Source organism: Pseudomonas peli (assembly GCF_900099645.1).
In the GTDB taxonomy this organism is placed as follows: domain Bacteria; phylum Pseudomonadota; class Gammaproteobacteria; order Pseudomonadales; family Pseudomonadaceae; genus Aquipseudomonas; species Aquipseudomonas peli.
On the sequence record NZ_FMTL01000002.1, the window covers coordinates 78,722 to 103,393 of the forward strand.

The 24,672-nt window shown below is 61.5% G+C and carries 25 protein-coding genes and 1 pseudogene; 16 read left to right on the plus strand and 10 right to left on the minus strand.

What is annotated here, in order from left to right; genetic code table 11:
* Positions 1-85: 85 nt before the first annotated feature.
* Together BLO50_RS09040 and BLO50_RS09045 are read right to left on the minus strand one after the other, a co-directional pair.
* Positions 86-1,357 carry a sensor histidine kinase gene (locus tag BLO50_RS09040; RefSeq protein WP_090251551.1) on the minus strand — a complete coding sequence of 424 codons (1,272 nt, stop codon included), beginning with the start codon at positions 1,355-1,357 and terminating at the stop codon, positions 86-88.
* Positions 1,347-2,030: a response regulator transcription factor gene (locus BLO50_RS09045; RefSeq protein WP_090251554.1), complete on the minus strand. Its 684-nt coding sequence runs from the start codon at positions 2,028-2,030 to the stop codon at positions 1,347-1,349. The genes BLO50_RS09040 and BLO50_RS09045 overlap by 11 nt, the downstream gene beginning before the upstream one ends.
* 107 nt (positions 2,031-2,137) lie before the next feature.
* On the opposite strand from BLO50_RS09045, the gene BLO50_RS09050 reads away from it, so the two are divergent.
* From BLO50_RS09050 to BLO50_RS09070, 5 genes and pseudogenes are all read left to right on the plus strand, one after another.
* Positions 2,138-4,096 (plus strand): LTA synthase family protein, encoded by a 1,959-nt coding sequence (locus tag BLO50_RS09050; protein WP_090251556.1) that lies wholly within the window; start codon positions 2,138-2,140, stop codon positions 4,094-4,096.
* A 41-nt stretch (positions 4,097-4,137) separates the two neighbouring features.
* Positions 4,138-4,895 (plus strand): annotated as a pseudogene (locus BLO50_RS09055) (phosphatase PAP2 family protein).
* Positions 4,896-4,945: 50 nt separating this feature from the next.
* The gene (locus tag BLO50_RS09060; protein WP_090254032.1) at positions 4,946-5,284 is read left to right on the plus strand and encodes a hypothetical protein; all 339 of its coding nucleotides are present in this window, start codon (positions 4,946-4,948) and stop codon (positions 5,282-5,284) included.
* A gap of 184 nt (positions 5,285-5,468) precedes the next feature.
* Positions 5,469-6,164 (plus strand): tRNA (adenine(22)-N(1))-methyltransferase, encoded by a 696-nt coding sequence (locus BLO50_RS09065; protein ID WP_279615022.1) that lies wholly within the window; start codon positions 5,469-5,471, stop codon positions 6,162-6,164.
* Between the two features lie 136 nt (positions 6,165-6,300).
* Complete coding sequence (locus BLO50_RS09070; RefSeq protein ID WP_090254033.1) at positions 6,301-6,804, plus strand: hypothetical protein; 504 nt, start codon at positions 6,301-6,303, stop codon at positions 6,802-6,804.
* Here BLO50_RS09070 and BLO50_RS09075 read toward each other — a convergent pair.
* Both BLO50_RS09075 and BLO50_RS09080 read right to left on the minus strand, forming a co-directional pair.
* Entirely contained in the window at positions 6,801-7,574 is a 774-nt protein-coding gene (locus tag BLO50_RS09075; RefSeq protein WP_090251561.1) for an SDR family oxidoreductase, read from the minus strand. The two genes, BLO50_RS09070 and BLO50_RS09075, sit on opposite strands and share 4 nt — an antisense overlap.
* Complete coding sequence (locus BLO50_RS09080) at positions 7,571-7,900, minus strand: nuclear transport factor 2 family protein (protein ID WP_090251563.1); 330 nt, start codon at positions 7,898-7,900, stop codon at positions 7,571-7,573. The genes BLO50_RS09075 and BLO50_RS09080 overlap by 4 nt, the downstream gene beginning before the upstream one ends.
* 117 nt (positions 7,901-8,017) lie before the next feature.
* On the opposite strand from BLO50_RS09080, the gene BLO50_RS09085 reads away from it, so the two are divergent.
* From BLO50_RS09085 to BLO50_RS09110, 6 genes are all read left to right on the plus strand, one after another.
* Complete coding sequence (locus BLO50_RS09085; protein WP_090251566.1) at positions 8,018-8,935, plus strand: LysR family transcriptional regulator; 918 nt, start codon at positions 8,018-8,020, stop codon at positions 8,933-8,935.
* 124 nt (positions 8,936-9,059) lie between these two features.
* On the plus strand, positions 9,060-9,956 hold the full coding sequence (locus BLO50_RS09090; RefSeq protein ID WP_169852837.1) for a LysR family transcriptional regulator: 897 nt from the start codon (positions 9,060-9,062) through the stop codon (positions 9,954-9,956).
* A 3-nt stretch (positions 9,957-9,959) separates the two neighbouring features.
* A complete protein-coding gene (locus BLO50_RS09095) occupies positions 9,960-10,862 on the plus strand; it encodes a LysR family transcriptional regulator (protein ID WP_090251573.1) in 903 nt (300 codons plus the stop codon).
* A 181-nt stretch (positions 10,863-11,043) separates the two neighbouring features.
* Positions 11,044-11,673, plus strand: coding sequence for a glutathione S-transferase (locus BLO50_RS09100; RefSeq protein ID WP_090251576.1), 630 nt, complete (start codon positions 11,044-11,046; stop codon positions 11,671-11,673).
* Between the two features lie 51 nt (positions 11,674-11,724).
* Positions 11,725-13,785 carry a pyridoxamine 5'-phosphate oxidase family protein gene (locus tag BLO50_RS09105; protein WP_090251578.1) on the plus strand — a complete coding sequence of 687 codons (2,061 nt, stop codon included), beginning with the start codon at positions 11,725-11,727 and terminating at the stop codon, positions 13,783-13,785.
* 246 nt (positions 13,786-14,031) lie between these two features.
* Positions 14,032-14,508 carry a nuclear transport factor 2 family protein gene (locus BLO50_RS09110; protein ID WP_090251581.1) on the plus strand — a complete coding sequence of 159 codons (477 nt, stop codon included), beginning with the start codon at positions 14,032-14,034 and terminating at the stop codon, positions 14,506-14,508.
* 181 nt (positions 14,509-14,689) lie between these two features.
* Here BLO50_RS09110 and BLO50_RS09115 read toward each other — a convergent pair whose 3' ends face one another.
* Positions 14,690-15,433, minus strand: a complete 744-nt coding sequence (locus BLO50_RS09115) for an SDR family oxidoreductase (protein WP_090251583.1) — start codon at positions 15,431-15,433, stop codon at positions 14,690-14,692.
* A 141-nt stretch (positions 15,434-15,574) separates the two neighbouring features.
* Between BLO50_RS09115 and BLO50_RS09120 the strand changes: the two genes are divergently transcribed.
* Positions 15,575-16,480, plus strand: coding sequence for a LysR family transcriptional regulator (locus BLO50_RS09120; RefSeq protein ID WP_090251585.1), 906 nt, complete (start codon positions 15,575-15,577; stop codon positions 16,478-16,480).
* Between the two features lie 143 nt (positions 16,481-16,623).
* On the opposite strand, the gene BLO50_RS09125 is transcribed toward BLO50_RS09120, so the two are convergent.
* Positions 16,624-18,333, minus strand: coding sequence for an amidase (locus BLO50_RS09125; RefSeq protein ID WP_090251587.1), 1,710 nt, complete (start codon positions 18,331-18,333; stop codon positions 16,624-16,626).
* A gap of 88 nt (positions 18,334-18,421) precedes the next feature.
* The gene (locus BLO50_RS09130; protein ID WP_090251590.1) at positions 18,422-19,126 is read right to left on the minus strand and encodes a glutathione S-transferase N-terminal domain-containing protein; all 705 of its coding nucleotides are present in this window, start codon (positions 19,124-19,126) and stop codon (positions 18,422-18,424) included.
* Between the two features lie 135 nt (positions 19,127-19,261).
* Here BLO50_RS09130 and BLO50_RS09135 point away from each other — a divergent pair, with 135 nt between their 5' ends.
* The 4 genes from BLO50_RS09135 (at position 19,262) to BLO50_RS21820 (ending at position 21,988) form a co-directional block, all read left to right on the plus strand.
* Positions 19,262-19,699, plus strand: coding sequence for an HIT family protein (locus tag BLO50_RS09135; RefSeq protein ID WP_090251593.1), 438 nt, complete (start codon positions 19,262-19,264; stop codon positions 19,697-19,699).
* 118 nt (positions 19,700-19,817) lie between these two features.
* A complete protein-coding gene (locus BLO50_RS09140) occupies positions 19,818-20,243 on the plus strand; it encodes a 3-isopropylmalate dehydratase (RefSeq protein ID WP_090251595.1) in 426 nt (141 codons plus the stop codon).
* Between the two features lie 189 nt (positions 20,244-20,432).
* Positions 20,433-21,767 carry an FAD-dependent oxidoreductase gene (locus tag BLO50_RS09145; RefSeq protein ID WP_090251598.1) on the plus strand — a complete coding sequence of 445 codons (1,335 nt, stop codon included), beginning with the start codon at positions 20,433-20,435 and terminating at the stop codon, positions 21,765-21,767.
* A gap of 77 nt (positions 21,768-21,844) precedes the next feature.
* A complete protein-coding gene (locus BLO50_RS21820; RefSeq protein ID WP_167354450.1) occupies positions 21,845-21,988 on the plus strand; it encodes a hypothetical protein in 144 nt (47 codons plus the stop codon).
* A gap of 59 nt (positions 21,989-22,047) precedes the next feature.
* Here the strand turns inward: BLO50_RS21820 and BLO50_RS09150 are convergent, their stop codons facing one another.
* The 3 genes from BLO50_RS09150 to BLO50_RS09160 form a co-directional block, all read right to left on the minus strand.
* Positions 22,048-23,379 (minus strand): MATE family efflux transporter, encoded by a 1,332-nt coding sequence (locus BLO50_RS09150; RefSeq protein ID WP_090251601.1) that lies wholly within the window; start codon positions 23,377-23,379, stop codon positions 22,048-22,050.
* A 34-nt stretch (positions 23,380-23,413) separates the two neighbouring features.
* Positions 23,414-23,839 carry a MarR family winged helix-turn-helix transcriptional regulator gene (locus BLO50_RS09155; RefSeq protein WP_169852838.1) on the minus strand — a complete coding sequence of 142 codons (426 nt, stop codon included), beginning with the start codon at positions 23,837-23,839 and terminating at the stop codon, positions 23,414-23,416.
* Positions 23,840-23,931: 92 nt separating this feature from the next.
* A complete protein-coding gene (locus BLO50_RS09160) occupies positions 23,932-24,660 on the minus strand; it encodes a substrate-binding periplasmic protein (RefSeq protein ID WP_244152872.1) in 729 nt (242 codons plus the stop codon).
* Between the last annotated feature and the right edge of the window lie 12 nt (positions 24,661-24,672).

Consider the following 24,672-nt stretch of genomic DNA (forward strand, 5'->3'; position numbering starts at 1 on the left):
CCGCACGTGCTCAGCCAATTCCGCTGCCCCGCTGTTGGCTGATGCCCTAAGGCGCACGAAGCTGGCGTGCGCCCGATGATCGGGGTTAGGCGTCCGTATTGAATGCCACCGTAAAACAGCTGCCGCCTTCCTCCAGGTTGCGTACCGAGATCATCCAGCCCTGTTTGCTGCAGATCCGTTTAACCAGTGAGAGGCCCAGGCCAAGCCCTTCCCCGCGCGCCTCAGCGCCCCGTACAAAAGGCTGAAAAATCTGCTCATGTTGCTCCGGGGCAATGCCCATGCCGCTGTCTTCCACGCGAAAACCGCCGGTGGTCAGCACCAGGTGCACAAAGCCTCGCTCGGTGTAATGCAGGGCATTGCGCAGCAGGTTAGCCATGACTGTATTGAGCAAAACCGGGTTGTAGAGGCCCGCATCCGGCCCCTCCTGGCGGCATTGAAAGTCCAGGCCCTTTTCAGTGAGCAGCGGTCCCCAGCGATTGGCTTGTTCCGTCGCCACATCTGCCAGGCTGCTGTTCGCCACAAAGGCACTGGCGTTGGCTTTATCGCGCGCCAGTTGCAGGAAGGTCTGCACCAGGTCGCGCATTTCTTCACTGGCCCGGCTGATGCGCTCAATCTGCTCGCGCTCACGCGGCGGCAAATGGCCTTCGGCCAATAATTCGCAGGAGGTGGCAATGATCATCAAGGGGGTGCGCAGTTCGTGGCTGACATCACTGGTGAACAGCCGCTCGCGCTCCAGCGATTGGCGCACCTGGCCCAGGGTGCTGTCGAAGGCCGCCGCCAGTTGACCCACTTCATCGTCGGGGTATTCGGGGGCAAGTGGTGGCGCCAGCACATGCAGCTGGTCGCGGTGGCGAACCTGCTGTGCCAGCCGACTCACCGGGGCCATGACCTTTCGAGCCATGATCAACCCAAGCCCCCAAGCACCGACCACGGTGAGAAGAAAACCCGCTAACACGACGTCGAACAGGGCTTGCTCATGGGCTTCGAATTCGTGCTGTTCCTGCGCCAGGAGATGGGTCTGGCCATTCATTTTGCGGCTGAAGACGTAGAACGCTTCGGTGCCATCAACCACTTCGGTAAAGCCGGCCGGCAAATCGGCGAACCGCGCGGGTATCGGGTACTGCGGCTGTTCGGAGCTGAAAAACTGGGTCATGGAGTCGAGCCTGGGCGGGCGCCCATGCTGAATATCTTCCTCAAGCACCTTGCCCAGTTCTCGGTTCAACTCCTCGGAAACCAGGTTCTCTTCAATGAAGTGCACCACGGCCACGATGCTCAGCGAAAACAGGCCGCTGACCAAGGTGGTCATCAGCACGAAGGCAATCAGAATGCGCCTGGAAAAAGGCTGTTTAGACACCATCGGTCTGCTCCGCCAGTCGATAACCGACGCCATGCAGGGTGTGTAGCAATGGGCACGCGAACGGTTTATCGAGGACCTGGCGCAGCTGATGAATGTGGCTGCGCAGGCTGTCGCTATCCGGGCAATCATCGCCCCACAGTGCATCCTCCAAGGCTTCGCGACGAACCACTGCGGGACTTTTCTGCATCAGTACGGCCAGTAACTTGAGGCCCAGGGGGTTGAGTTTGAGCGGTTGCCCCGCCCGGCTGACATGCAGGGTGTCGAGGTCATAGACAAGGTCGGCGACTTTCAACTGGCGCTTGCGGCTGCCCTGGCTGCGCCTCAGGATCGCCTCAATCCGCGCCACCAGCTCAGACAGCGCAAACGGTTTGATCAGGTAATCGTCAGCCCCGGCCTGCAAACCTTGTAGCCGATCATCCAGGGCGTCGCGAGCGGTGAGCATCAGGATCGGTACCTCATTGCGGCCGTCCTCGCGCAGCCGTTTGCACACCTGATAGCCGTCAATGCCTGGCAGCATGATGTCCAGCACGATCAGGTCATAGTGTCCGGTACTGGCCAGGTGCAAACCGCTCAGGCCGTCTTGTGCACAGTCAACGCTGAACCCCTTGAGCTGCAGGTAGTCGAGCACGTTGGCGAGGATGTCGCGGTTATCTTCGATCACTAGGATGCGCACAGATAGAACTCTTTCTCTGGTTTTGACACTTTCTTCACACCCCGTTGACGCCTGGCTCACAGGCCTCGCCACAGACTGCGGCTCGTTCATCCAGCAAGGATCATACGATGCCTCAGCTTCATTACGCCCAACTGCGCTACCTGTCCATCATCGTGCTGGCCTGGCTGTCGGTGTTCGTCCTGACGCGCAGTCTACTGCTGCTCAGTCACCTGGCCGCTGCGGATGTCAGCCTGCTGCAATGGGTCGGTGTCTACGGGGTTGGCCTGGTCTACGACCTGAGCTTTTTGCTGTATGCCACGTTGCCCCTGGCGCTGTACCTGCTGGTGTGTCCGGCCCGACTATGGTGTCGGCGCTGGCATCAACGCCTGCTGCTTGGCCTGGTCGGCGTCAGCGTGTTTGCGATGCTGTTTACGGCGGTTGCCGAATGGCTGTTTTGGGATGAGTTCGGCGTGCGGTTCAACTTTATCGCCGTGGACTACTTGGTTTACTCGGAAGAGGTGATCAACAACATCCTCGAGTCGTACCCGATCTATCCGCTGATTGCGTTGCTCGCGGTGATCGCCATGGGGGTCAGCGTTGCATTGTATCGGCCGGTGGAAGCCGCGCTTCAGGCACCACTCATGCCCCGCGGCCGTGCCTGTGCAGCCCTGGTAGCGCTGTGCGTGCTGGTCGGGTTGGATGGTCTGTCGGTTGGTCAGGACAGCCCGCGTGGCCTGGGTGGTAATACCTATCAGCGGGAGCTGGCCAGCAACGGGCCGTTTCAGTTCTTCGCGGCTTTTCGTAATAACGAACTGGACTACCCGCAGTTCTATGCAACGTTGCCGGCGCCGGAAGTGGCCAGCCTGTTGCGCGAGGAGGTGAGCGAAGCCAATGCCCGCTTTATCGGTCACGACCCTCAGGACATTCGCCGGTTGATCGACAACCCCGGTCAGCCACAGGTGATGAACGTGGTGCTGGTCACCATCGAAAGCCTCAGTGCCAAATACCTGGGCAGCTTCGGCGATGCGCGAGGCCTGACGCCCAATCTGGATGCCCTGCGTCAGCAGAGCCTGAGCTTCAGTAACTTCTACGCCACGGGCACACGTACCGACCGCGGATTGGAAGCGATTACCTTGTCCATACCGCCTACGCCTGGCCGTTCAATCGTCAAGCGTATTGGCCGTGAATCCGGTTATGGCAGCCTGGGTCAGCAGTTCAATGCCCTTGGTTATGACAGCGTATTTATCTACGGCGGGCGCGGCTACTTCGACAACATGAATGCCTTCTTCAGCGGCAATGGCTACCGCGTTGTCGACCAGAGCAGCGTGGCGGAAGGCGATATGACCTTCAAGAACGCCTGGGGCATGTCCGATGAGGATCTTTACCAGCAAACCCTCAAGGTCGCCGACGCGGATCATGCCCAGGGCAAACCTTTCTTCCTGCAACTGATGACCACCTCCAACCACCGGCCTTATACCTATCCCGATGGGCGCATCGACATCCCGTCTGGCGAGGGTCGTGAAGGCGCGGTGAAGTACACCGACTACGCGATCGGCCAGTTCTTGCAGCAGGCCAGAGCTAAACCCTGGTTCAACCAGACGGTCTTCGTCTTTGTGGCTGATCACACGGCGGGCAGTGCAGGCCAGGAAGACCTGCCGGTGGCGAACTACCACATCCCGTTGTTTATCTACGCCCCAGCCCTGATCCAACCCCAGGCATTCACTGAAGTGGCGAGCCAGATAGACCTGGCACCCACCCTGCTGGGATTGCTCAACATCGATTACAGCTCAACCTTTTTTGGCCGCAACGTATTGCGTAAAGATCGCGCCCCTGGGCGGGCGCTGATTGGTAACTACCAGCACCTGGGGCTGTTCGACGGTCACGACCTCGCCATTCTCAGCCCGCGCCGGAGTATGCGCAGGCATGACGACGCGCTTGGGTTGAGCCACGAGTCTTCAAGTACGGTCCGCGACAGTTTGCTGCGCCGGGATATCGCCTACTACCAGGGCGCCAGCCACGCGTTTCAAAAACGCTTGATGGCGTGGCAACCCTCAGCCCTGCCTGAAGCACAGCTCAGCAACCGCTAATCCCCGCACTGCCTCGGCAGTGCATTGACTGGAGTGCAGTGATGGCAGTCGTACGCACGGCCCATACCAATCGCTACTTTGATTTTCGCCTTGCGCTGGGCATTCCCTTGGTGCTGATGGCGCTGCTCCTACTGCTGGACCCCAGTGGCGTGGACTTCGCACTGGCGCATCGGTTTTATGAGCCGGGGCTGGGTTTGTCGGTCGGCATAATTTCTGGCTGGAAGACATCCTGCATGATCGCGCCAAACAGGGCGTGATCATTCTGGGCGTTCTGTCGATTAGCGGCTTGTTACTGAGCTTGGTGGTTAAGCAATGGCGGGCATGGAGCCTGCCGCTCGGCTATCTGGTGCTGTCTCTGGCGGTATCGACCAGCATTGTCACACCGCTGAAAAAGCTGACCGCGATGCAATGCCCCTGGAGCTTGACCGAGTTCGGTGGCGAAGAGGCGTTCAGCCCGCTACTGGGTGAGCGGGCCGTTACAGACCACCCTGGGCGTTGCTGGCCGGGTGGCCATGCGTCTGCCGGTTTCTCGCTGATTGCGCTGTTCTTTGCCCTGCGTGATCGCTACCCGCGATGCGCCCGGGTCGCACTGACGCTGGCATTGGGCCTGGGTACGATTTTTTCTATTGGGCGGGTGATGCAGGGCGCGCATTTCGTTTCGCACAACCTGTGGACCCTGCTCTTCGACTGGCTGATCTGCACGCTCTTTTACCGCTGGCTGCTGTATCGGCCGAGTGCGGTCTGTGACGCATCGCCAGCGCAACTCCCCGTCCATCCCTGGCGGAGCGATACCTTATGAGCGGCAACCCTGGCAGTACTGTCCGCTTCGTATACCGGCATGGCGTAAGCATGCTGACTGTCAGTGTGCTCATCTGCCTGTTAAGTGGCTGCCAGAGCACGCGCGAGGCCATGATCGCCGAAGGGTATCCAGCCCCATTTGTTGATGGGTTTGAAGCCGGTTGCAGCAGCGGTCGGCAAGCGGCTGGGGCATTGTCCGACTTCCGCAAAGATGTTCCACGCTACCTGCAGCAACCCCTCTACGCACAAGGTTGGGATGACGGCTTTCGCCAATGTCAGGCCGCGCTGGAGAGCGCCATCGAACGTGAACTGCACGATAGCGACAGGCGCGACCGGGAGTGGCGTCGGCATGTTGACCAGGCCATGGCTAAAGCCCTGCGCAGCAGCTGAAACTGGCTATCGAAGCGCCTGCTGTGCACCGCCCTGTGGGGTTAAGACCGTCTATCAGTGAGGTGCTTTAGCCGTGGCTCGCTGAGCGCTGGTCGCCGAAAGTTGCCATGCACGCTGTGGCTCGACAAAATCGCGCACCGATTCGGCCCAATGGCCGGGTGGCGATGTTGAGAAGAGGCTGGAGTTGAACGAGCAGACACTATCCATGCGCCTGGAACGCGTGGCAGCGCATGTGCCCGCTGGGGCGCGGTTGGCGGATATTGGCTCGGATCACGCCTATCTCCCGGTGGCCTTGATGCGCCGTGGGGTTATCAAGGCTGCGGTGGCGGGGGAGGTGGCCGTGACGCCGTTTTATACGGCCGAGCGCAGCGTGCGTGAGAATGACTTTGCCCAACAGATCAGCGTGCGCTTGGCCGATGGTTTGGCGGCGATTGAGGCGGGCGATGCCATCACGGCGATCAGCATCTGCGGGATGGGCGGTGAGCGGATTCGCGACATCCTCGACAGCGGTAAAGCTCGTCTGACGGGCCAGGAGCGGTTGATCCTGCAACCTAACGGCGGCGAGCAGCCGCTGCGCCAATGGCTGATGGACAATGGCTACCGCATCCTCTGTGAGGAAGTGCTGCGGGAGAACCGCTTTGCCTACGAAATCATCGTGGCCGAGCGCTCTGGCCCGGTGACTTACAGCGCCGAGGAGCTGTACTTTGGCCCGCTGCAAATGCAGGCGCGCAGCCCGGCGTTCCTGGCCAAGTGGCAGCGCCTGCTGCGCCTGAAGCAGCAGACCCTGGCTGACTTTGCCCAGGCGCGGCAGACGGTGCCTGAGGCGAAAGTGCAGCAACTCACTCAGCAGACGCAGTGGATTATGGCGTTGCTGGCGTAAGCCGGATTAACGCCGCAGCGCGCCGTGACAAAGAAATTGTCCCTTTGCAGCCGCATGCGGCCAACACTGAATACAATTTGCCCAGCATCATCCCAGTGCCATGAACATGGCTGCACCGGACAAGGAACTCGCCAATATGGCTTCCCCAGACAAACAGCAAAAACGCGCCCAACGGGCTAAAACCAAGGCCAAGCAGAATCGTATGGGCAAGCCCAAGGCCAATGTGATTCACCCGGTGTTGGCCAACCCGCTGATCAACGAGCCGTTCGATGATGTTGACATCGACCTGAGTACCTTCGATTTCAATGATATCGAGGAAAACGGCTTCGACCCCGCGCACTTCGATGACCTGTTCCAGGCGATGAAGATGGCTGAAGGCATCAGCCTGCTGGCGATGTGCCTGGTGTTTCTGCAATACCCGGTACTGGAGCTGGTGGTCGCAGAAGAGGCGGAGGAGGCCGCGACCGACTTTATGATGGGCCTGCTGATCGTCTATCGCGGGATGTTCCACGATGAAGACGAGGACGCTGCGGTGGGCTGGATCGGCAGTGACGCGTTTCAGCATGCCTACAACGAAGCCTCGCTGATCCTGCAGCAAAAGAACGCGCGCAGCAGCGCCCGTTCTGAGTACAACCGCTAGGCAGTTGGCACGGTTCCGCCATCAATCACAAACTCGCTTCCGGTGATCGATGCCGCACGAGGTGAGGCCAGGAAGGCAATCAGCTCCGCCACCTCTGCAGGCTTGGCCGGGCGGCCGAGCGGAATGCCGCCAAGGGCATCCATGATGATGCGTTTGCCGCCCGCGTAATCGGTGCCGGCCTCCTGCGCCAATCGCTCGGCCAAGGCCACCGACGCTTCGGTCTCGATCCAACCCGGCGACACCCGCACCACCCGCACGCCTTGCGGCGAGACTTCTTTCGACAGGCTTTTGCTGTAGGTCGACAGCGCCGCCTTGGCGGCAGCGTAAGCCGTGGTGGCTTCGGGCAAGGGCAAGCGGTTCTGAATTGAGGTCACATGGATGATCACCCCGCTCTGGCGCTTTAGCATTGCAGGGAGCAGGGCGCGATCAAGGCGCACGGCCGGCAGCAGGTTAAGGTCGAGTTCGCGTTGCCACTGCGCGTCGTCCAATACCGCAAAGCCGCCACTGGGTGCCGATGAACCGCCCAGGACGTGGACGATGATGTCCACATCGCCCAGCCGTTGCTGCGCTGCGGCCACCAGGGTTTCGCAGTCTGCCGGGTTCGTGAGGTCGGCCTGAACGAATTGCTCCGCAGGTAGGTCGCTGCTGGCCTGCCGAGCGCATGTCAGCACCTGTGCGCCCTCGGCAAGCAACAGCTCGACCAGCGCGCGGCCGACGCCTTTGGTGCCGCCGGTGACCAGCACGCGTTTGCCGCTCAGGTCGAGGTTCATGGGGCTATCTCCAGTGAGCGGATCTGGCCGTCCTCAAGCCGGAACACATGATTCAGCATCACCGGGCTGCCAGGGAAGTTGCCGACCAGCCGCGCCGTGACGCTCAGCGAATCGTCACTCTGCGTCGTTGTCTGCGGTTCGACACTGTAGGTGAAGGCCCGGCGGGCTTCCTGTTGCCAGGCTGCGATGGCGGCAATGCCCTGGTGCGTGCGGTTTTCGTCGGTCACGCTGGCGTGCGCGCAGAAGCAGGCGCCAAGGCGCGAGATGTCGGCGCCATTGCTGACAGCAAAGTAGGTCTGTACGGCGTCAGGCAGGTGCAGGTTCATGGCCTGATCTCCTCTCACAGTGGGTTGGGGTTTACGACTGTGATCTTGCCGCTCGCTTGATAGTTTGCTCAACTGGGATAGATGTTAACGACCTATCCCGAATATCAGGACAATTACATGGCAGATTCACGCCTTGGTCTCAATGAGCTGGAAGCTGTGCTAGCCGTGGCACGGCGGGCGTCCTTTCGCCAGGCAGCCATCGACCTGGATGTGTCGACCACGGCATTGAGCAACACCATTGCCAAGTTGGAGGCGAGCCTCGAAACGCGGCTGTTCAATCGCACCACCCGCAGCGTGTCGCTGACCGAGGCGGGGGCGATGTACCTGGAGCAAGTCGGCCCGGCTCTGCAGGAAGTGCGTGCGGCGCTGGAAGCGGTGCGTTCGCACAATGCCGGGCCGTCGGGTGTGTTGCGCATCAATGCCTTCGCCAGTGCCGCCCGCGCCGCGTTGCTGCCGCTGGTGCTGGAGTTTCTACAGCGTTACCCGAAGGTGCATATGGACCTGGTGACCGAAGGCCGCCTGGTGGACATCGTCGCGGATGGTTTCGATCTCGGCGTGCGAGCAGAGAGTCTTGTGCCCAGCGACATGATCGTGATTCCAATCGGCCCGCCGCAACGCTACGCGGTGGTCGGCTCGCCCGCCTACTTCGCCCAGCACGGTCGTCCGCATAATCCGGCGGATCTGCTCAAACATCAGTGCATCCGCATCCGCCTACCCAATGGGGCGATTTACCCCTGGCATTTCGAGCGTGCGGGGGAAGTGACCCGGCTGGATGTGACTGGCCAACTCACCCTGGACGAGCCGAGTGTCGCCAAGGCGGTGGTGCAGGAAGGCGTGGGGCTCGGTTTTTTTATGCAGCAGGATGTGCAGGCCGAACTCGACGCCGGGCAATTCGAGCGGGTGCTAGAGGCGTGGACGCCGCCCCGCGACAACCTATGCCTGTACTACCCGAACCGGCGCAACCCCTCCGCCGCGCTCAAGGCATTCACTGCGTTGGCTCGAGGTCATCTGCCGAGCAAAGACCAACGCGGATGATCCACCCGTTGTCTGCCACCGCGTGGTGGTCGGCCGCGGCACGCAAGCGCTACGCTAGGGCCTGCTAGGCCATTCTTTAGGTCAGTCTCAACGTTGGGCGGTTAGCGTGGACAGGTTTCAGGAAATGAAGGTGCTGCTGGCCGTTGCCGAAGCAGAAAGCTTTGCCGGCGGAGCCCGGCTGGTTGGGATGTCGCCACCCAGCGTGACCCGGGTGATTGCCGGTTTGGAGAAGCGCCTGGGCACGCTGTTGCTGGCGCGCAGCACGCGAAGCCTGCGCCTGACCGAAGCGGGGCGGCGTTATGTGGAGGACTGCAAGCGCATCCTGCTGGAGCTGGAGGAGGCCGAAGAGTTGGCCACCGGCAGCAGCATTCGGGCACGGGGCAACCTGACCGTGACGGCGCCGGTGATGTTCGGTGAGCTGTACCTGATCCCGCTGATTACCGAGTACCTGTCGGCGCACCCGCAGGTGACGATCAATGCGCTGCTGGTGGATCGTCTGGTGAACATGGTGGAGGAGGGCGTCGACGTCGCTATCCGCATCGGTCAGTTGCCGGAAACCGGCCTGCAGGCCATCAAGGTCGGGCACATCCGCCCGGTTATCTGCGCAGCGCCGGCCTTTCTCGAACGCTTTGGTCGACCGCAGGAACCCAATGAGGTACTGGCCGCGCCCATCGTGATGTCCTCGGCCAGCAGCCTGCTCACCGATTGGCAGTTCAACCTGGGCACCAGTTCTCTGACCCTGCATCCCAAACCGCGTCTGCTGGTGAGTTCCAATCAGTCGGCGATCAACGCCGCATGCCTGGGTTGGGGCCTGACGCGGGTGTTGTCGTATCAGGTGGCCGAGTTAGTCGCCAAGGGTGAGCTGGAGATCATTCTGGAGCCCTTTGAAGCAGCAGCACTGCCGGTGCATGTGCTCTATCAAGGCGGCGGACGAGTACCCGCCAAGGTGCGCACCTTTGTCGATTTCTGTGCCAGTCGTTTCCTACAAGACCCGGCGCTGCAAAGGGGCGAAGGTGCTTAAGCCATGAGTCGCTATCGGCAGATGCAGGTATTCGCCGCCGTGGTGCAAGCCGGTAGTCTGGCCGCGGCCGCGCGCCAGCTTGAGCAGTCGCCCGCGGCCGTTATGCGCAGCATCGCCGCCCTGGAAACGCGCCTGAACAACAAGCTGTTGTTACGCGGGCCGCGCGGCGTCGAGCTAAGCCCGGCAGGCGAGCAGTTTGCCGTCAGTTGTCGGCAGATTCTCGAGCACACCGCTGTTGCCGAGCGCTCTGCCGCCGGCGTGCATGCGTGCCCCGCTGGTCGGTTGACCTTGTCGTTACCGCTGCTGATGGATCAGCAGGTACTGATGCCAATTGCCCTCGATTATCTGACGGCGTTCCCTGAGGTGCAGCTGGTCACCCAGGCCTGCGAAGGCGTGCCCAAACTGCTTGAGGAGAATATTGATGTTGCCCTGGTGGTGGGCCATCTACCGAACTCGTCCGGGTTTGCCATGCCGGTGGGCAGGGTGCGGCCGATTGTTTGCGGTTCTCCCGCCTACCTGGCCAAGTGGGGACGCCCGCAAACGCCTGAGGACCTCAAAGCGCACCGTACGGTGTTGACCACCGCCAGCGGCCAGCAAAGCGAATGGCGTTTCCATGGCGAACGCTCCACACGCTTGGTGAAACCCTTGCCGGTACTGACGTGCACCACTCAGCGCGCCGCCATCCATGCCGCGACCCTGGGGCTGGGGTTGATTCGCTGCATGAGCTACGAAGCGCACCATGAATTGCAGAGCGGGTTGCTTGAGCCGGTGTTGAACGACTTTGCCAGCCAGGCCTTGCCCGCACAGTTGATCTACCGCGACGGCCGCCGGGCCGAGGCGCGTGTGCGCACCTTTATCGACTTCGCCACGCCAAGGCTGCGGGCTCATCCGGCATTTCTAGACTGACAGGGCGCCGCGACCGTGCCTGTGTGTGGTCGCATTCTTTTATAAAACGGAATTATGCATTGCTCTGCATGGCGATTCTGCTTAGCCGCGAGCAGGCGCAGCATGAACCTACCAGCGCAAAAGCCGCCCAGCTTGGGTGACGCAGCGCTGATTCATCTGACCCTCTACAAGGAGCCGCACCATGTCTCAGCCAGCCATCAAACTCTATCGCCACCCACTGTCCGGCCACGCCCATCGCGTTGAGCTGCTGCTCTCACTGTTAAAGCTGCCCACCGAACTGGTGTTTGTCGACCTGGCCAACGGGGCGCACAAAAAACCTGAATTCCTCGCCATCAACGCCTTTGGCCAAGTGCCGGTGATCGATGACAACGGCACCATTCTCAGCGACTCCAACGCCATTCTGGTTTATCTGGCGAAGAAATATGGCAAGGGTGCCTGGCTGCCGGAAGAGCCCCTCGCGGCAGCAAGCATTCAGCGTTGGCTGTCGGTGGCAGCGGGTCAGCTGGCTTACGGCCCGGCATCGGCTCGGCTAATCACTGTGTTCGGTGCACCCTTGAATGCCGAGGATGTGATCGCCCGTTCCCATGCCCTGCTCAAGGTGATGGACGGCGAGCTCGCCAACAGCCTGTTCCTGGCAGGCGCAACCGCAAGCATCGCCGATGTCGCCAACTACACCTATATCGCCCATGCCCCGGAAGGCAATGTCTCGTTGCAGGCCTACCCGAATGTGCGCGCCTGGTTGGAGCGGGTAGAGGCACTTCCCGGGTTCGTGCCGATGCAGCGTACCGCCGCAGGTCTACAAGCCGCCTGAGTCGCCGCAGGCTGCCGGGTTTCCCGGCAGTCTCATTGAGGAGCGCATTGCATGGATCATCTGCCTAAACACCGCCGCTCACCCTGGCATGCCGGGGAAAAAACGCTTCAGGACATCTATAGCGTCGCCGAACACATGGAGGTGATTGGGCAGAAGGTTATTCGCGATTACATGCCCGACCAGCACCGCGAGTTCTACCAGCAACTGCCGTTTATGGTCGTCGGTGCAGTCGATGCGCAGCAGCGGCCCTGGGCGACCCTGCTGGAGGGGCCGGAAGGCTTCGTCACCTCGCCTGATCCGCAGCAGTTGCTCCTGGCCGTACAGCCTGATGCGCAGGACCCGGCCGCTAGCGGCCTGCAAGCGGATCAGGCGATTGGCTTGCTCGGCATCGAGCTGCACACGCGCCGGCGCAACCGCATCAACGGGGTGATCCAGCAGGTTTCTGCTGATGGCTTGGCCGTCGCGGTCGAGCACTCCTACGGCAACTGCCCCAAGTACATCCAGGCGCGCTCTTATACCCGCTCATCGGTGCTGTCGCAGCAGCGCGCCGCGCGCGAGAATTTCACCGCGCTGAATGACCGCACCACCGCGATGATCCGTGCGGCCGACACCTTTTTTATCGCCAGCTACTTCGACCATGACGCGAATAATCGCTCGGTGGACGTGTCGCACCGCGGTGGCCGCGCCGGCTTTGTCAAAGTCGAAGGCAACCGGCTGACCATTCCCGATTACGCCGGCAACCTGTTCTTCAATACCCTGGGTAACCTGCAGGCCAATCCGGTTGCGGGGCTGTTGTTTGTCGATTTCGTCACCGGCGACATCCTGCAACTTACCGGCCGCACCGAGCTGATCCTTGATAGCCCAATGATCGGCGCGTTTGAAAGTGCCGAGCGCCTGTGGACCTTCGATGTCGAGCAGGCAGTATTACGCCCGGCGGCAACCTCGCTGCGCTGGGCCTTTCATGACTACGCACCGACCAGCCTGGCCACCGGCACCTGGGCAGAGGCGGACGCGAAGCTGCGCCAGAGTGAGCAACGCCGGCAGTGGCAACAGTGGCGCGTGACCCAGGTGCAGCAGGAAAGTCAGGACATTCGCTCGTTTTATATTCAGCCGCTGGATGGCGCGGCGGTAGCGTTTACTTCGGGCCAGCACGTGCCGGTGCGTCTGTACATTCCAAGTGTTGAGGTGCCACTGATCCGCACGTACAGCGTTTCCAGTGCACCGTCTGACGGTCAGGTGCGCATCAGCGTCAAAGCCCAGGGGCCGGCTTCGCACCACCTGCATAGCCAGGTGCAGGTGGGTGATCTGCTGGAAGTTCGCCCGCCCATGGGTAGCTTTACCCTGATCGAAAAAACCGAGCGCCCGGTGGTATTGATCGCTGCCGGGGTGGGCATTACGCCCTTGCTCTCGATGTTCCGCGAGCTGGCTGCGCAGAATAGTCAGCAGCAGCGGCAACGCCCTGTGCATCTGTTTCAAAGCGCCCGAACCCCGGAAGACTTGCCGTTCCAGGCCGAACTCAAGGCGCTGCAACAGCGCGATAGCGAGCACCTGCATATCCACCGCGCATTAAGCAGCCCAGGCACTGAGGCGGTTGTGGGGCGTGATTTTGAAATAACCGGTCGTCTCGACTTTGCCCAGGTCAAGGCACGGCTGCCGCTGGATGATTACGACTTTTACCTGTGCGGCCCCGGCGGCTTTTTACAGGCCATGTACGACGGGCTGCGGGCGCTGAACATCCCGGATGAGCGCATCCATGCCGAGGCATTCGGCCCTTCGACACTGCAACGTTTAGCGGTTGAACAGCCTGCTGCACCGGTTCAGTTACCTGCCGCCAGCGCCCCCGTGCCGGTTTATTTCTCCTCGTCGGCGAAAGAGGCACGTTGGGTACCGGGCAATGGCAGCTTGCTGGAGCTGGCCGAGAGCCGTGGTCTGAGCCCTGACTTCAGCTGCCGAGGTGGTTCGTGCGGCACCTGCAAAACGCGCCTGGTCAGCGGCCACGTGCATTACCCCAATCCACCGGCTCAACTGCCAGAGGGCGACAGCGTGTTGATCTGCTGCGCCGTACCGGCAGCGCTGGACGGCGCTATCCAACCCCTGGTGCTTGATCTCTAGCGAGGTGCTGCAACATGAACCGCGAAACAGTGAACTGTTACGACGCGCCCGACGCATCGAGTGAAACCCCCGGGCACTGGGAGGTGAGTTATTTACTGCCGCAGTTGCTGCCTGGTTCTGAGTACTCGGGCTACGACGTGAATGCTGCGCTAATGGGTGTGTTGAAGCGGCTATTTGCCGCCTTACGGACACCACGCGTCATGCCATCTGTCACTCCATCCCTCACCACGTGCAGGAGCCAGCGCCATGTCTACCGCTGAAATTCGTCAACCGGTTCCGCCCTTTACCCGGGAGTCCGCCATCTTAAAAGTCCGCCTTGCCGAAGATGGCTGGAACAGCCGCGATGCGGCCAAAGTGGCCATGGCCTATACCCTGGACACCCAATGGCGCAACCGCGCCGAATTCGTCACCAGCCGTGCCGAGGCGCAGGCGTTTTTGCAGCGCAAATGGAGCAAGGAGCTGGAGTACCGCTTGATCAAGGAGCTGTGGGCGTTTACCGATAACCGCATCGCCGTGCGTTATGCCTACGAGTGGCACGACGACTCGGGCAACTGGTTTCGCTCCTACGGCAATGAGAACTGGGAATTCGCCGAAAACGGCCTGATGGCGCACCGCTTTGCCTGCATCAACGACCTACCCATTCAAGAGTCCGAGCGCAAATTCCGCTGGCCATTGGGGCGGCGCCCTGATGACCATCCGGGGCTTTCGCAATTGGGCCTATAAGTCCAACCGACTCAGAAGGGCTGAGCGCTGCATGGAAGGGGCCGTCATCGAGCGCCTACCTGAATAGCCGTAGCAACGTGATGCCCCTTGCAGATGCTGGTGCGCATCCGTTTGCTTACCATCGCGTCTTCCTGCGCTTGCTGGTTTTCCAGCAGAGGCGCCCGCAGGCGCCTTGCTTGGTTTAGAAATCCTGCACGGTTGGGCGCAGTACGATTTCGTTGATGTCGACATCGGCAGGCTGCTCGATGGCGAAGGCGATGGCGCGTGCCACTGAGTCGGCGGGAATGGCCTGCTGGTAGAAGTCGACCACGAAATCACGGCTGGCCTGGTGGGAGCTGCCGAACTTGAGTTCAGAGTCGACGGCGCCCGGCTCGATGGTGGTGGTCCGAATACGACCACCCACTTCATGGCGCAGCCCCTCGGAAATGGCCCGGACCGCGAACTTGGTACCGCTATAAACCGTACCACCCGGGCTGAAGACCTTCAGGCCCGCGACCGAGGCAATATTGATGAAATGCCCACTGTTCTGCTGCTGGAACACTGGCAGTGCGGCTGCTACCCCGTAGAGCAAGCCCTTGATATTGATGTCGATCATGCGGTCCCACTCGTCCACCCGCCCTTCGCTCAGCGGGGCGATGGCCATCAGACCTGCGTTGTTGACCAGCACGTCGAGGCGGCCGAAGGTGTCTATTGCGCCCTGGATCAGCGCCTTGACGTCATCCTGGGAGGTGACATCGGTCTGGTAGGCCACCGCTTGGCCACCAGCGGCTACCAGCTCTGCAACCAACGCATCCAGTTTGTCCTTGCGGCGTGCCGCCAGGACTACACGCGCACCTTTTTCTGCCAGATGGCGGGCCGTGGCCTCGCCCAAACCGCTGCTGGCGCCAGTGATGATGACTACTTTTCCGGAAATATTGTTGCTCATGCTCTGAACCTCATCGTGACAGGTTGAACGACGCCGGGAGATGTCCCTGGCTTGCGAGCACAGTAGAGCCACTGCGAATCTCAATAAATGGAAATGTTTGGATTAAGCTATTCCTTATTTTGGAATAAAGGCGGGTAACACATGCTCAATCGCATGGAGATGGTCAGGATCTTCTGCGCCGCTGCCGAGTCCGGCAGCTTCCGTGCAGCCGCCAGCCGCCTGGGTATTTCACCGCAGAGCGTGACGCGCGCCGTTCAGGCGCTGGAAGCCGAGCTGGGTGAGCCACTCTTCCACCGCAATACCCGTCAGGTGCATATCACCGCCTTTGGCCAAGGCTATGCACAGGAAGCCCGTTTGGCCCTCGAGCACTTCGATGCACTGTTTCGCTCGCATCGCAGTGAACCTGAGCTTTCAGGCCGTATCGGGATTACCGCGCCGCAAACTATTGGCCGGCACTACCTGATTCCGTTTCTGCAGCCGCTGATGGCGGCTCATCCACACTTGCAGTTCCACTTGCGGCTGGAAGACCAGATGACGGACTCGGTGGAGGCGCAGATCGACATTGGCATTCGGGTCGGCTTGATACGCGACCGTCGCTACGTTGCGAAGGCACTGGCACCCGTGCCCATGCATGTGGTTGCCAGCCCGGAGCTGGTCGAGCGGATTGGCTCACCGCGCTCGATTCAGGCGCTTGACGCTTGCCCACTGTCCGCGTTGATCGACCAGCGCAATGGCAGGCCCTGGCCTTGGCTGTTCGCCGATGGCCAGAGTTTCACTCCCCGGCAACCCGTGTTGATTTGCGACGATGCTGATACCGAGCTAGAGGCGATTGTGTCCGGCACCTGTTTTGGTCAGATTCCCGCCTACCTTGCCAACCCATTAATCCGCAGCGGCAAGCTCATAACCGTGCTGGATGAGCTTGCTCCACCGCCCTGGGACCTGTTCATTTATCGCCCGCAACAAGGCCCAGTTTCACGCCGCGTACGCCTGGTGTTCGATCACTTGACTGAGGCATTTCGCGACCCACAGCGTTTTCCTCGCAGCTGAGTTACCGCCGGGGTTGGGCTGCTCATGCGTGTCTTCGGTTGTGTGAATAATTCTGCAAGTTGTATCAGCCGACCACTGTAGAGGGGCACGCCGGCGTATTCCTCTCAAAGCCGCTCATGTGAGCGGCTTTGTTGTCTGCGGCGTTAGCCGCGCGACAGCGGCGGTGTGCGTGGCGGCACCAAGCGCTTCGAGCCGGTGGACTCGAACGCAGCGGCAAAGCGCAGCAGAGCCGAGTCGTCATAGGCGCGACCAGCGAAGGTCAGGCCAACGGGCATGCCGATATCGGCCATCACGCCCATCGGCACGGTGACGGTGGGCACGCCCAGATGACGGGTCGCCAGGTTGCCGTTGGCTACCCACACACCGTTGCTCCAGGCGATATCCGCAGACGCGGGGTTTACATCGGCATCCGCCGGGCCGACATCGGCGACGGTGGGGAACAGCACGGCGTCGAGGCCAAGGTTATCCATCCAGTCTTCCAGGTCGAGCTTGCGGGTGTGTTCCAGGCCGCGCAGGCCATCGGGCAGGGTTTCGATCTGGTCCCAGGTCTTCAGGCCTCGCTTGGCCATGTTGACGTATTCGTCCATACCGGCGGCCAGGTCGCCCTCGCGGTTGGGCAGGGTGCCGGGGTCGTGGGGGAATATCTGCGGGCCATCGACGTCGGCCAGTTTGTTTAGCTTGGGGTCGCCGTTGGCGCGTAGAAAGTCGTCAAAGGCCCAGCCGCTCAGTTCCCACAGCTCGTCATGCAAAAACTCCGGGGTGACGATGCCGCGGTTGTACACGGTCGGCGCGCCGGGGCGATCGCCTTCGCAGTTGGAGACCAGCGGGAAGTCCACTTCGATGACTTCGGCGCCGGCGGCTTCCAGCGCCTTGCGTGCGGATTCCCACAGGTCGATCACTGATGCGCGGGTGTGGATACGCTGGCCGGTCGGGCCGCCGATGCCGGGGTTTTCGCTGGTGCCGGCGACGTCATCCTTGTTGATAAACATACGTGGCACGCCAAAGCGTTTGCCAGCCAGGGCATCGGCCTTGGCGGCCAGGTCGGCGTAGGTGGCTGGACGCACCTCGGAGGCTTTCGGGATCGATATCCAGGGCTGCAGGCGCCACAGATCGCCACGGTTGTCCGGGTCGTCGGCGACCACGATATCGAGTATTTCGAGCAAGTCGGCCATGGTTCGCGCATAGGGCACCACCACGTCCATGGTCGGCGTCAGCGGCCAGTTGCCGCGCACCGAAATCACTCCGCGCGATGGCGTGTAGGCGCACAGACCGTTGTTCGAGGCCGGGCCGCGACCGCTCGACCAGGTCTCTTCGGCCAAGCCGAAGGCAGCAAAGCTCGCGGCAGTGGCGGTTCCGGCACCGTTGGATGAGCCGGAAGCGAAGGGCGCGGTGAGGTAATCGGCGTTGTACGGGCTCTCCGCGCGACCATAGACGCCACGCTGCATGCCGCCGTTGGCCATAGGCGGCATATTGGTTTTGCCCAGGCAGATGGCTCCGGCGGCGCGCAGACGCTCGACGGTAAAGGCATCGCGATAGGCGACCAGGTCCTTGAAGGCTGGGCTGCCAGAGGCGGCGGTCAGGCCCTTGACCAGGTAGCTGTCTTTGGCCGTGTAGGGAATGCCGTCGAGTGGGCCAAGCGTTGCACCACGGGCGCGGCGTTGATCGGATGCCTGGGCTTCCTTCAGCGCATCGGGGTTGTGCACCACCACTGCGTTGAGCTGAGTCGGGGTGCCGGCAGCATCGTAGGCGTCGATGCGGGCGAGGTAGGCCTGCACCAGTTCGACCGCCGTGGTCTGGCCGGCTTCGAGCGCGGCGCGCAGTGAAGCAATGGAAACCTCGGTTACCTCGATCATGCTGTCACCGCTGGCTGTTGAAGAGGGTTGTTCATATCGGTTCTCGTGGTGCTGTTCTTATGCGTTGACTGGGCTGCTGGCGTCTATTTTAGCCGCGCGCTGGCGTGGCCAGGCCCTTCATGACTGCCGGGCGAGCGACAAAGGCCTGCAGCACCCGCTGCACATTGCTGAAACGCTCGAACTCCACCAACTCTCCAGCCTCGTAGAAACCCACCAGGTTTCTGACCCAGGGGAACACGGCGATATCGGCGATGCTGTAGTCCTCACCCATGATCCAGCTGCGGCCTTGCAGGCGTTGTTCGAGCACGCCGAGCAGGCGCTGGGATTCGGCGACATAACGGTCGCGCGGGCGTTTGTCCGGGTAGTCTTTGCCAGCGAATTTATGGAAGAAACCCAGCTGGCCGAACATCGGGCCGATGCCGCCCATCTGCCACATCAGCCACTGCAGGGTTTCGTAGCGCGTGGCGGGGCCCTGGGCCAAGAGCTGGCCGGTTTTCTCTGCCAGGTAGATCAGAATCGCCCCGGACTCGAACAGCGCCAGCGGTTTGCCACCTGGGCCGTTGGGGTCGAGGATCGCCGGGATCTTGTTGTTGGGGTTGAGCGAGAGGAATTCTTCGCTGAGCTGATCGTGAGTGTCGAAGCTGACCAGGTGCGGCTCATAGGCCAGGCCGATCTCTTCCAGCATGATCGAGGCTTTGACGCCGTTGGGCGTGGGCAGCGAATACAGCTGCAGACGCTCTGGGTGCTGGGCAGGCCATTTTTGCGTAATGGGGTAAGCGGAAAGGTCTGACATGGGCGCTCCGGATTAAGGTGGCGAAAGGCGCAGGATAACGGTGATTGGCCATTTGGTCAGGTTGCAGATTTTTCCCCGCGTGCAGAAATCGGTATGGTTGGGGCCATCTCAACCCCAGCCCACTGGAGAACCCCGATGAGCCTGCACGGCGAATACGACAACCAGAATATCTTTGCCCAGATCATCCGCGGCGAAGCCCCTTGCTACAAGCTCTACGAGGATGAGGACGTACTGGCCTTCCTTGATGTGTTTCCGCAGTCCTTCGGCCATACCCTGGTGATTCCCAAGCGCTCGGCGGCGCGCACTATTCTGGAAATCGACAGTGACAGCCTGAGCAAGGTGATGGCCGTGGTGCAGAAGCTTACGGGTGTGATCGTCGATGAGCTGGAGCCTGCCGGGGTGCAAGTGGCGCAGTTCAATGGCGCGCCAGCCGGGCAGACGGTGTTCCATATTCATATGCATATCGTGCCGCGCTATGCCGGCGAGACGCTCAGCGTACATGCCGGTGGCAAGGCGACTCCGGAAGAGCTGGCGGCGCTGCAGGCGCGTCTGCTCAAGCGCATCGCCGGTTGATAAAAGCCTGCTTGCGGCGGCGCAAAAGTCTGTACTTGAGGCCGGCCGCGCCAGGGGCAATACTCAAGCCGTTTTGGCTGTTCCCCTTTGCTGTTTTCTGCGCCCATGGAGGGCTCCCATGCGATTGATTTGTGCCGTTTTACCGCTGTTGCTGTTGGCCGGCTGTTCGTCCTGGAAGCCCGCGCCAGAGGATGTCAAACCTGTGCCGGCAGACCGTTTACTGGGCTATCAGGCGCCGCTGGGGCAGGGCGGACAGTTGCAGGTCAATCGCGACTTCGGCGGCATGGGCGGCGGCTGCTATGTAGCGGTGCTGGTCGACCGTAAGGTGGCCGCACGCATTGGCGTGGGTGAGCAGGTGCGTTTTCATGTGCCGGTCGGCACACGGGTGCTGAGCATTGGTATCGACGAGATGGACGACACCCTGTGCGGCATGGGCCGCCTGCGTCGTGAACTGGCCGTGAAAGTTGAGCCGGGCTCGATGCAGAACTTCCGCATCGTCAGCGATAACCGTAAAGGTTTCGACATCCTGCCAGTTACTCAGTAACCCTCAGTTAGCCGGTGCCCTTTCAGGCGCCGGCTACTTCTGCCGTCTGCATCGGCCCGCGCATCACCCGGATAACCTTCTTTTCTGATGTGCGCTGGCGCTCAGACTGGCGGCAATCTGTTACTGCGTATGGCCGTGCGGGCAAGCGGCAAGGGTAGAATCCGCTCGGTTAATTAACGGAGACGGGTCGTGAAGGGATTGCCGATTGCCATTGTCGGTGCTGGTACGGCGGGGTTGGCCACGGCGCTGTTCCTCGTTCGTCAGGGTTTCAGCGTGCGCCTGCTGGAGCGAGTGCCGCAGCTGCAGCCGGTGGGTGCTGGGGTGTTGTTGCAACCTTCGGGGCTGGCGGTGCTGCAGCAGTTGGGCCTATTTGCCGAGTGCAGCGGCCTGGGTGCTCCTGTCAGTCGCTTGTACGGCACCTCGGCCAATGGCCGGGTGATTCTCGATACCCGTTACGCGCATTGGCAGCCCGGCAGTTTCGGCATGGGCATTCACCGCAGCGTATTGCTCACGGCCTTGCTCAACGCGGCGCGGCACGCCGGTGTGCAGGTTGAAACCGGCGTGCATATCAGCCGTTTCAGCCAGCACGGCAGCCATGTGCAGTTGTATCGCCAGGACGAACAGGGCGTGGAGCAGCCATTCGGCGAGTTCGCCGCGCTGGTGCTGGCTGATGGCGTGCGCTCGGCACTGCGTGGGCAGATGAAGGTCAAGCAGTGGCTGCAGCCTTACCCTTGGGGCGCGTTGTGGAGCATTGTGCCGACCCCGGCTTTGTCGCCAAACGCACCGGATACCACGGACCTGCGGCAGTGGTATCGGGACTGCGCGCAGATGTTCGGCATCATGCCCACTGGGCGTACTCACTTGAACCGCGAGCAAGCGCTGAGCAGTTTGTTCTGGAGCCTGCCGGTGGCGCAGTTCGGCGCCTGGCGTAAAGCCGGCTTGGCTGCCTGGAAAGCCCAGGTGCTGCAACTGGCGGGCAGCGCTGCCGAACCCTTTGTTGAACTGATCGAACGTCCCGAGCAACTGAGCCAGGCGGTGTATGCCGATGTGCGTATGCAGCAGTGGCACGACGGCCGGGTGATCGCCATCGGCGACTGCGCCCACGCCATGAGCCCGCAACTGGGCCAGGGCGCGAATATGGCGCTGGTGGATGCGGCTGCCTTGTCCGCCGCAATCACCACACAACGCACCCCAAACGACTGCGACTGGTCAGCGGTATTCGCCGCCTATGCCAGTAGCCGGCGTGATCACCTGCGTTATTACCGCCAAGCCAGTCGCCTGCTCACGCCACTGTTCCAATCTCACAGCCGCAGCCTGGCCTGGCTGCGTGACAGCGTGCTGTTGCTGGCTCGGCACAATTCATTTGGCCGTGCGCATGCAGTCAGCACCTTGGTGGGTGGGCGCAGTGGTTGGTTACTGAAGGGTGTCGAACGGCCGTTGCAGGTCTGGAATGGCCAACCTGAGGCGCGGGTTTTAGATGAATGTGCGCCCCCTGCAAATACTGCGCAGCTGTCGGTGACCTGAGCCCTATGTGACCGGCCGCGAGTGCTGCACGCTTTGTTAATCTGCCGACTCATTTCAATTTGTAGCGAGGGATCGCCGTGTCGTTCCGTGTTGTGCTGAGTGGCCGGGCCTTGCCTGGGTATACGCCTGAGCAGATTGCTCAGCATTTACAGACGCAGCTGAAGTTCTCTGATGCCCAGGTGAAGGCCTTGCTGCCGCCGGCACGGCGTGTGGTCATTTGAAGGCTGTAAGTGACGCACTTGCTCGTGCGTCACTTACAGCGGCTGCTTAGGTTTTGCGCTTAGGGAGCGCTATCGAGCGTTTTTAGCTGCTGCAACTGGCGCCGCAACATCCAGATCACCACCAGGCTCAGGCAGACGTTGGATAGCGGCAAGGCCAGCCACACGCCGTTAAGCCCCAGCAGCAGTGGCATCACTGCGAGGAAGGGCAGTTGGATCAGCATATTGCCCACCGTCACCAACGTAGCGTTTCGCGCCTGGCCCATGGCCTGGAAGAAGCTCGCCGCGAGGATGATAAAACCATCAAGGAACATGGCGAACAGATGCAGGCGCAGGCCCAACACGCTGGCGTCCAGCAGGGCTTGGTCGCTGCCGCTAAAAATTCCGGCAAACAACCTGGGCAGGATTAACAGCGCTGCAGTCATCAGCACGCCGCTGCCCACAGCGGTGAGCAGGCCCAGGCGTAGCACTCGGCGTACTTTATCCGGCTCGCGGGCACCGTAGAAGTAACTGACCAGGGGCTGCATACCGCCGCAAACGCCTTCTGCAAACATGTAGTAGAAGGCCATCAGGTAGCCGGCGATGGCATAGGCGGCCACCTGCAAGGGGCTGCCGTAGTGCATAAACAGCAGGTTGTGCAGCACCACCACCAGGCTCATGTAGAGGTACATCAGCATGCTGGAGAAACCGGTGGTGAGCACGTCCAGGCTCTTGCGCAGGTTCAGCGTGCAGGCGGCCAGGGGCATCTGCAGCGGGTTATGTCGGCTGCAGATAAAGCCCAGGCAGATCAGCACCGACAGGCTCTCGCCGATCACCGTGGCAAGGGCTGCGCCGTGCAGGCCCCATTGCCAGACGATGATAAACAGGTAGTCGAGTGCCACGTTGGTGAGCGCGCCCATCAGCATGGCCAGGGTAGCCAGGCGTGGTGCGCCGAGGTTGCGTACCAGCAGGGGCAGGGCGATGGAACCGAATACCAAAGGCGCGGCCCAGCCGATCACCCGCAGGTAGTCATTGCCCAGTTGCGCCAGGTCGTTCTCGGCGCCTTGCATGGCCATAAATTCTGGGCCGATCAGTACTACCAGCACGCCTGTGGGAATGCCCAGCAGAACCAGTAGCCAGATGGCTTGAGCCAGATAGCTGCGCGCCTCCGGCCACTGTGCGGCGCCCTGGGCCAGGGAGCATTGAGCGCCGCCGCCCATGCCGATCATCATACCGATGGCCAGCATCAGCCCAGACAGCGGCCAGGCCATGTTGATCGCCGACAAGCCGGTGGCACCCATGGCATGACCGATAAAGATGCCATCGACGACCATGTACAGGCCACTGATCATCAAGGCGGCGATGGCCGGGATGCTGTAGCGCCAGAAGGTGCGGGTGATGCTTTGACTGTTCATAAGGTTTTCACGGGTAAACGGTTGCGCGGCTGGGTCAGCCGATTTCGAGGGTCTGGCAGGCTTTGGCCAGCAGCTGGCTCAGCTGCTGCATTTCTTCAGGGCTGAGGTTTTGTTCAAGGCTGGCGGCGGTTTGCACGTAGACGTCGCGCTCTTCCTGTTCCAGCGCGTTGGATTTGGCCGTGGCCAGCAGGCGCATGGCGCGGCCGTCCTCACTGCAGGGCAGGCGCTGCAGGTATCCGCGTGCCTCCAGCTTGCTGGCCATGGCGCTGGCACTGGCCTTGCTGACGTTCATCCGTTCGGCCAGTTCGGTCAGGCGCAGGCCGTTTTCGGCGGACATCAGGGCATACAGGTAGTCCAACTCGCTGTTGCTCAGTTCCATGCTGCCGCTGTGTTGGGCGTACTGCCGCCAGTGGTGCCACATGTGCCATTGCAGGCGTTTAAGGCTGTCGGTGATCGGCATGCTTGCTCTCCGTTATATTTCGTTAGGCTAACTAACTAAATAAGACGTGGCAAGCTGTGGACGATAAGCGGCGCGTGCGTAGGGGGTTGAGGTCAGCGATAGCGGGCGAGTATTTCGTCGAATTCGCCAGCCTGTTTCATCTGCACCATGGCGCGCAGTAGGGCCATGGTCGGGACATCCGGGGCATCGCGGACGATGCAGGCGATGGGATCGCTGGCCACTTCGCTCAGGTGGTGCAGTTTCTCCCCGGGCGCCTGGTGGCGGTTGAACCAGTGCAGGGATAGTTCATTGCTGATGGCATAGCGGTTTCGCCGAGCGCTGAGTTTGAGCAGCACCTGATCCTGGGTGCGGGCGTCTTCACGCTGGATCTGGCCGCTGGCGAACAGCGGCTCCAGGCGCGGATAGGTGAAGCCGAGGACGGTGCCCAGGCGCTCATTGAGCAGTTGCTCGGGCTCCAGTTTCTCGGGCGTAACACCTGCCAGCACATCACGCTGCGTCATAAAGGGCAGGCTCCAGATATAGCGATGGTGGCCACTGTTGACCCAGTTCGGGCTCACGTAACAGCGCACATCAATGTCGCCGGTATCCAGCGCGTGCTGCACGCGCATACGCGGCATCACCACCATTTCTGCCTTGCGCCCAACCTTGGCGGCCAGACGCTGATGCAAGTCGACCAGGATGCCTTCCACTGCCTTGCCGTCTTCGATACGCACCATGGGCATGGCCCAGCTGTCATTGATCGAGAAGCGCAGCGCGCGCTCGGCGGCGAATGATGTGCCGCTCAGGGTGAGCAACAGCAGGGCAGGTAACAGCTTGGACACCAAGGCAGATCC

Bases quoted from the DNA above. Each gene is read 5' to 3' on its own strand.
- BLO50_RS09110 (WP_090251581.1), top strand. From the start codon at position 14,032: ATGTCTACCGCTGAAATTCGTCAACCGGTTCCGCCCTTTACCCGGGAG.
- BLO50_RS09105 (WP_090251578.1), top strand. From the start codon at position 11,725: ATGGATCATCTGCCTAAACACCGCCGCTCACCCTGGCATGCCGGGGAA.
- BLO50_RS09090 (WP_169852837.1), top strand. From the start codon at position 9,060: ATGAAGGTGCTGCTGGCCGTTGCCGAAGCAGAAAGCTTTGCCGGCGGA.
- BLO50_RS09050 (WP_090251556.1), top strand. From the start codon at position 2,138: ATGCCTCAGCTTCATTACGCCCAACTGCGCTACCTGTCCATCATCGTG.
- BLO50_RS09135 (WP_090251593.1), top strand. From the start codon at position 19,262: ATGAGCCTGCACGGCGAATACGACAACCAGAATATCTTTGCCCAGATC.
- BLO50_RS09140 (WP_090251595.1), top strand. From the start codon at position 19,818: ATGCGATTGATTTGTGCCGTTTTACCGCTGTTGCTGTTGGCCGGCTGT.
- BLO50_RS09085 (WP_090251566.1), top strand. From the start codon at position 8,018: ATGGCAGATTCACGCCTTGGTCTCAATGAGCTGGAAGCTGTGCTAGCC.
- BLO50_RS09095 (WP_090251573.1), top strand. From the start codon at position 9,960: ATGAGTCGCTATCGGCAGATGCAGGTATTCGCCGCCGTGGTGCAAGCC.
- BLO50_RS09080 (WP_090251563.1), bottom strand. From the start codon at position 7,900: ATGAACCTGCACCTGCCTGACGCCGTACAGACCTACTTTGCTGTCAGC.
- BLO50_RS09155 (WP_169852838.1), bottom strand. From the start codon at position 23,839: ATGCCGATCACCGACAGCCTTAAACGCCTGCAATGGCACATGTGGCAC.
- BLO50_RS09075 (WP_090251561.1), bottom strand. From the start codon at position 7,574: ATGAACCTCGACCTGAGCGGCAAACGCGTGCTGGTCACCGGCGGCACC.
- BLO50_RS09115 (WP_090251583.1), bottom strand. From the start codon at position 15,433: ATGAGCAACAATATTTCCGGAAAAGTAGTCATCATCACTGGCGCCAGC.
- BLO50_RS09060 (WP_090254032.1), top strand. From the start codon at position 4,946: ATGCTGACTGTCAGTGTGCTCATCTGCCTGTTAAGTGGCTGCCAGAGC.
- BLO50_RS09150 (WP_090251601.1), bottom strand. From the start codon at position 23,379: ATGAACAGTCAAAGCATCACCCGCACCTTCTGGCGCTACAGCATCCCG.
- BLO50_RS09040 (WP_090251551.1), bottom strand. From the start codon at position 1,357: ATGGTGTCTAAACAGCCTTTTTCCAGGCGCATTCTGATTGCCTTCGTG.
- BLO50_RS09100 (WP_090251576.1), top strand. From the start codon at position 11,044: ATGTCTCAGCCAGCCATCAAACTCTATCGCCACCCACTGTCCGGCCAC.
- BLO50_RS09125 (WP_090251587.1), bottom strand. From the start codon at position 18,333: ATGATCGAGGTAACCGAGGTTTCCATTGCTTCACTGCGCGCCGCGCTC.
- BLO50_RS09070 (WP_090254033.1), top strand. From the start codon at position 6,301: ATGGCTTCCCCAGACAAACAGCAAAAACGCGCCCAACGGGCTAAAACC.
- BLO50_RS09130 (WP_090251590.1), bottom strand. From the start codon at position 19,126: ATGTCAGACCTTTCCGCTTACCCCATTACGCAAAAATGGCCTGCCCAG.
- BLO50_RS09120 (WP_090251585.1), top strand. From the start codon at position 15,575: ATGCTCAATCGCATGGAGATGGTCAGGATCTTCTGCGCCGCTGCCGAG.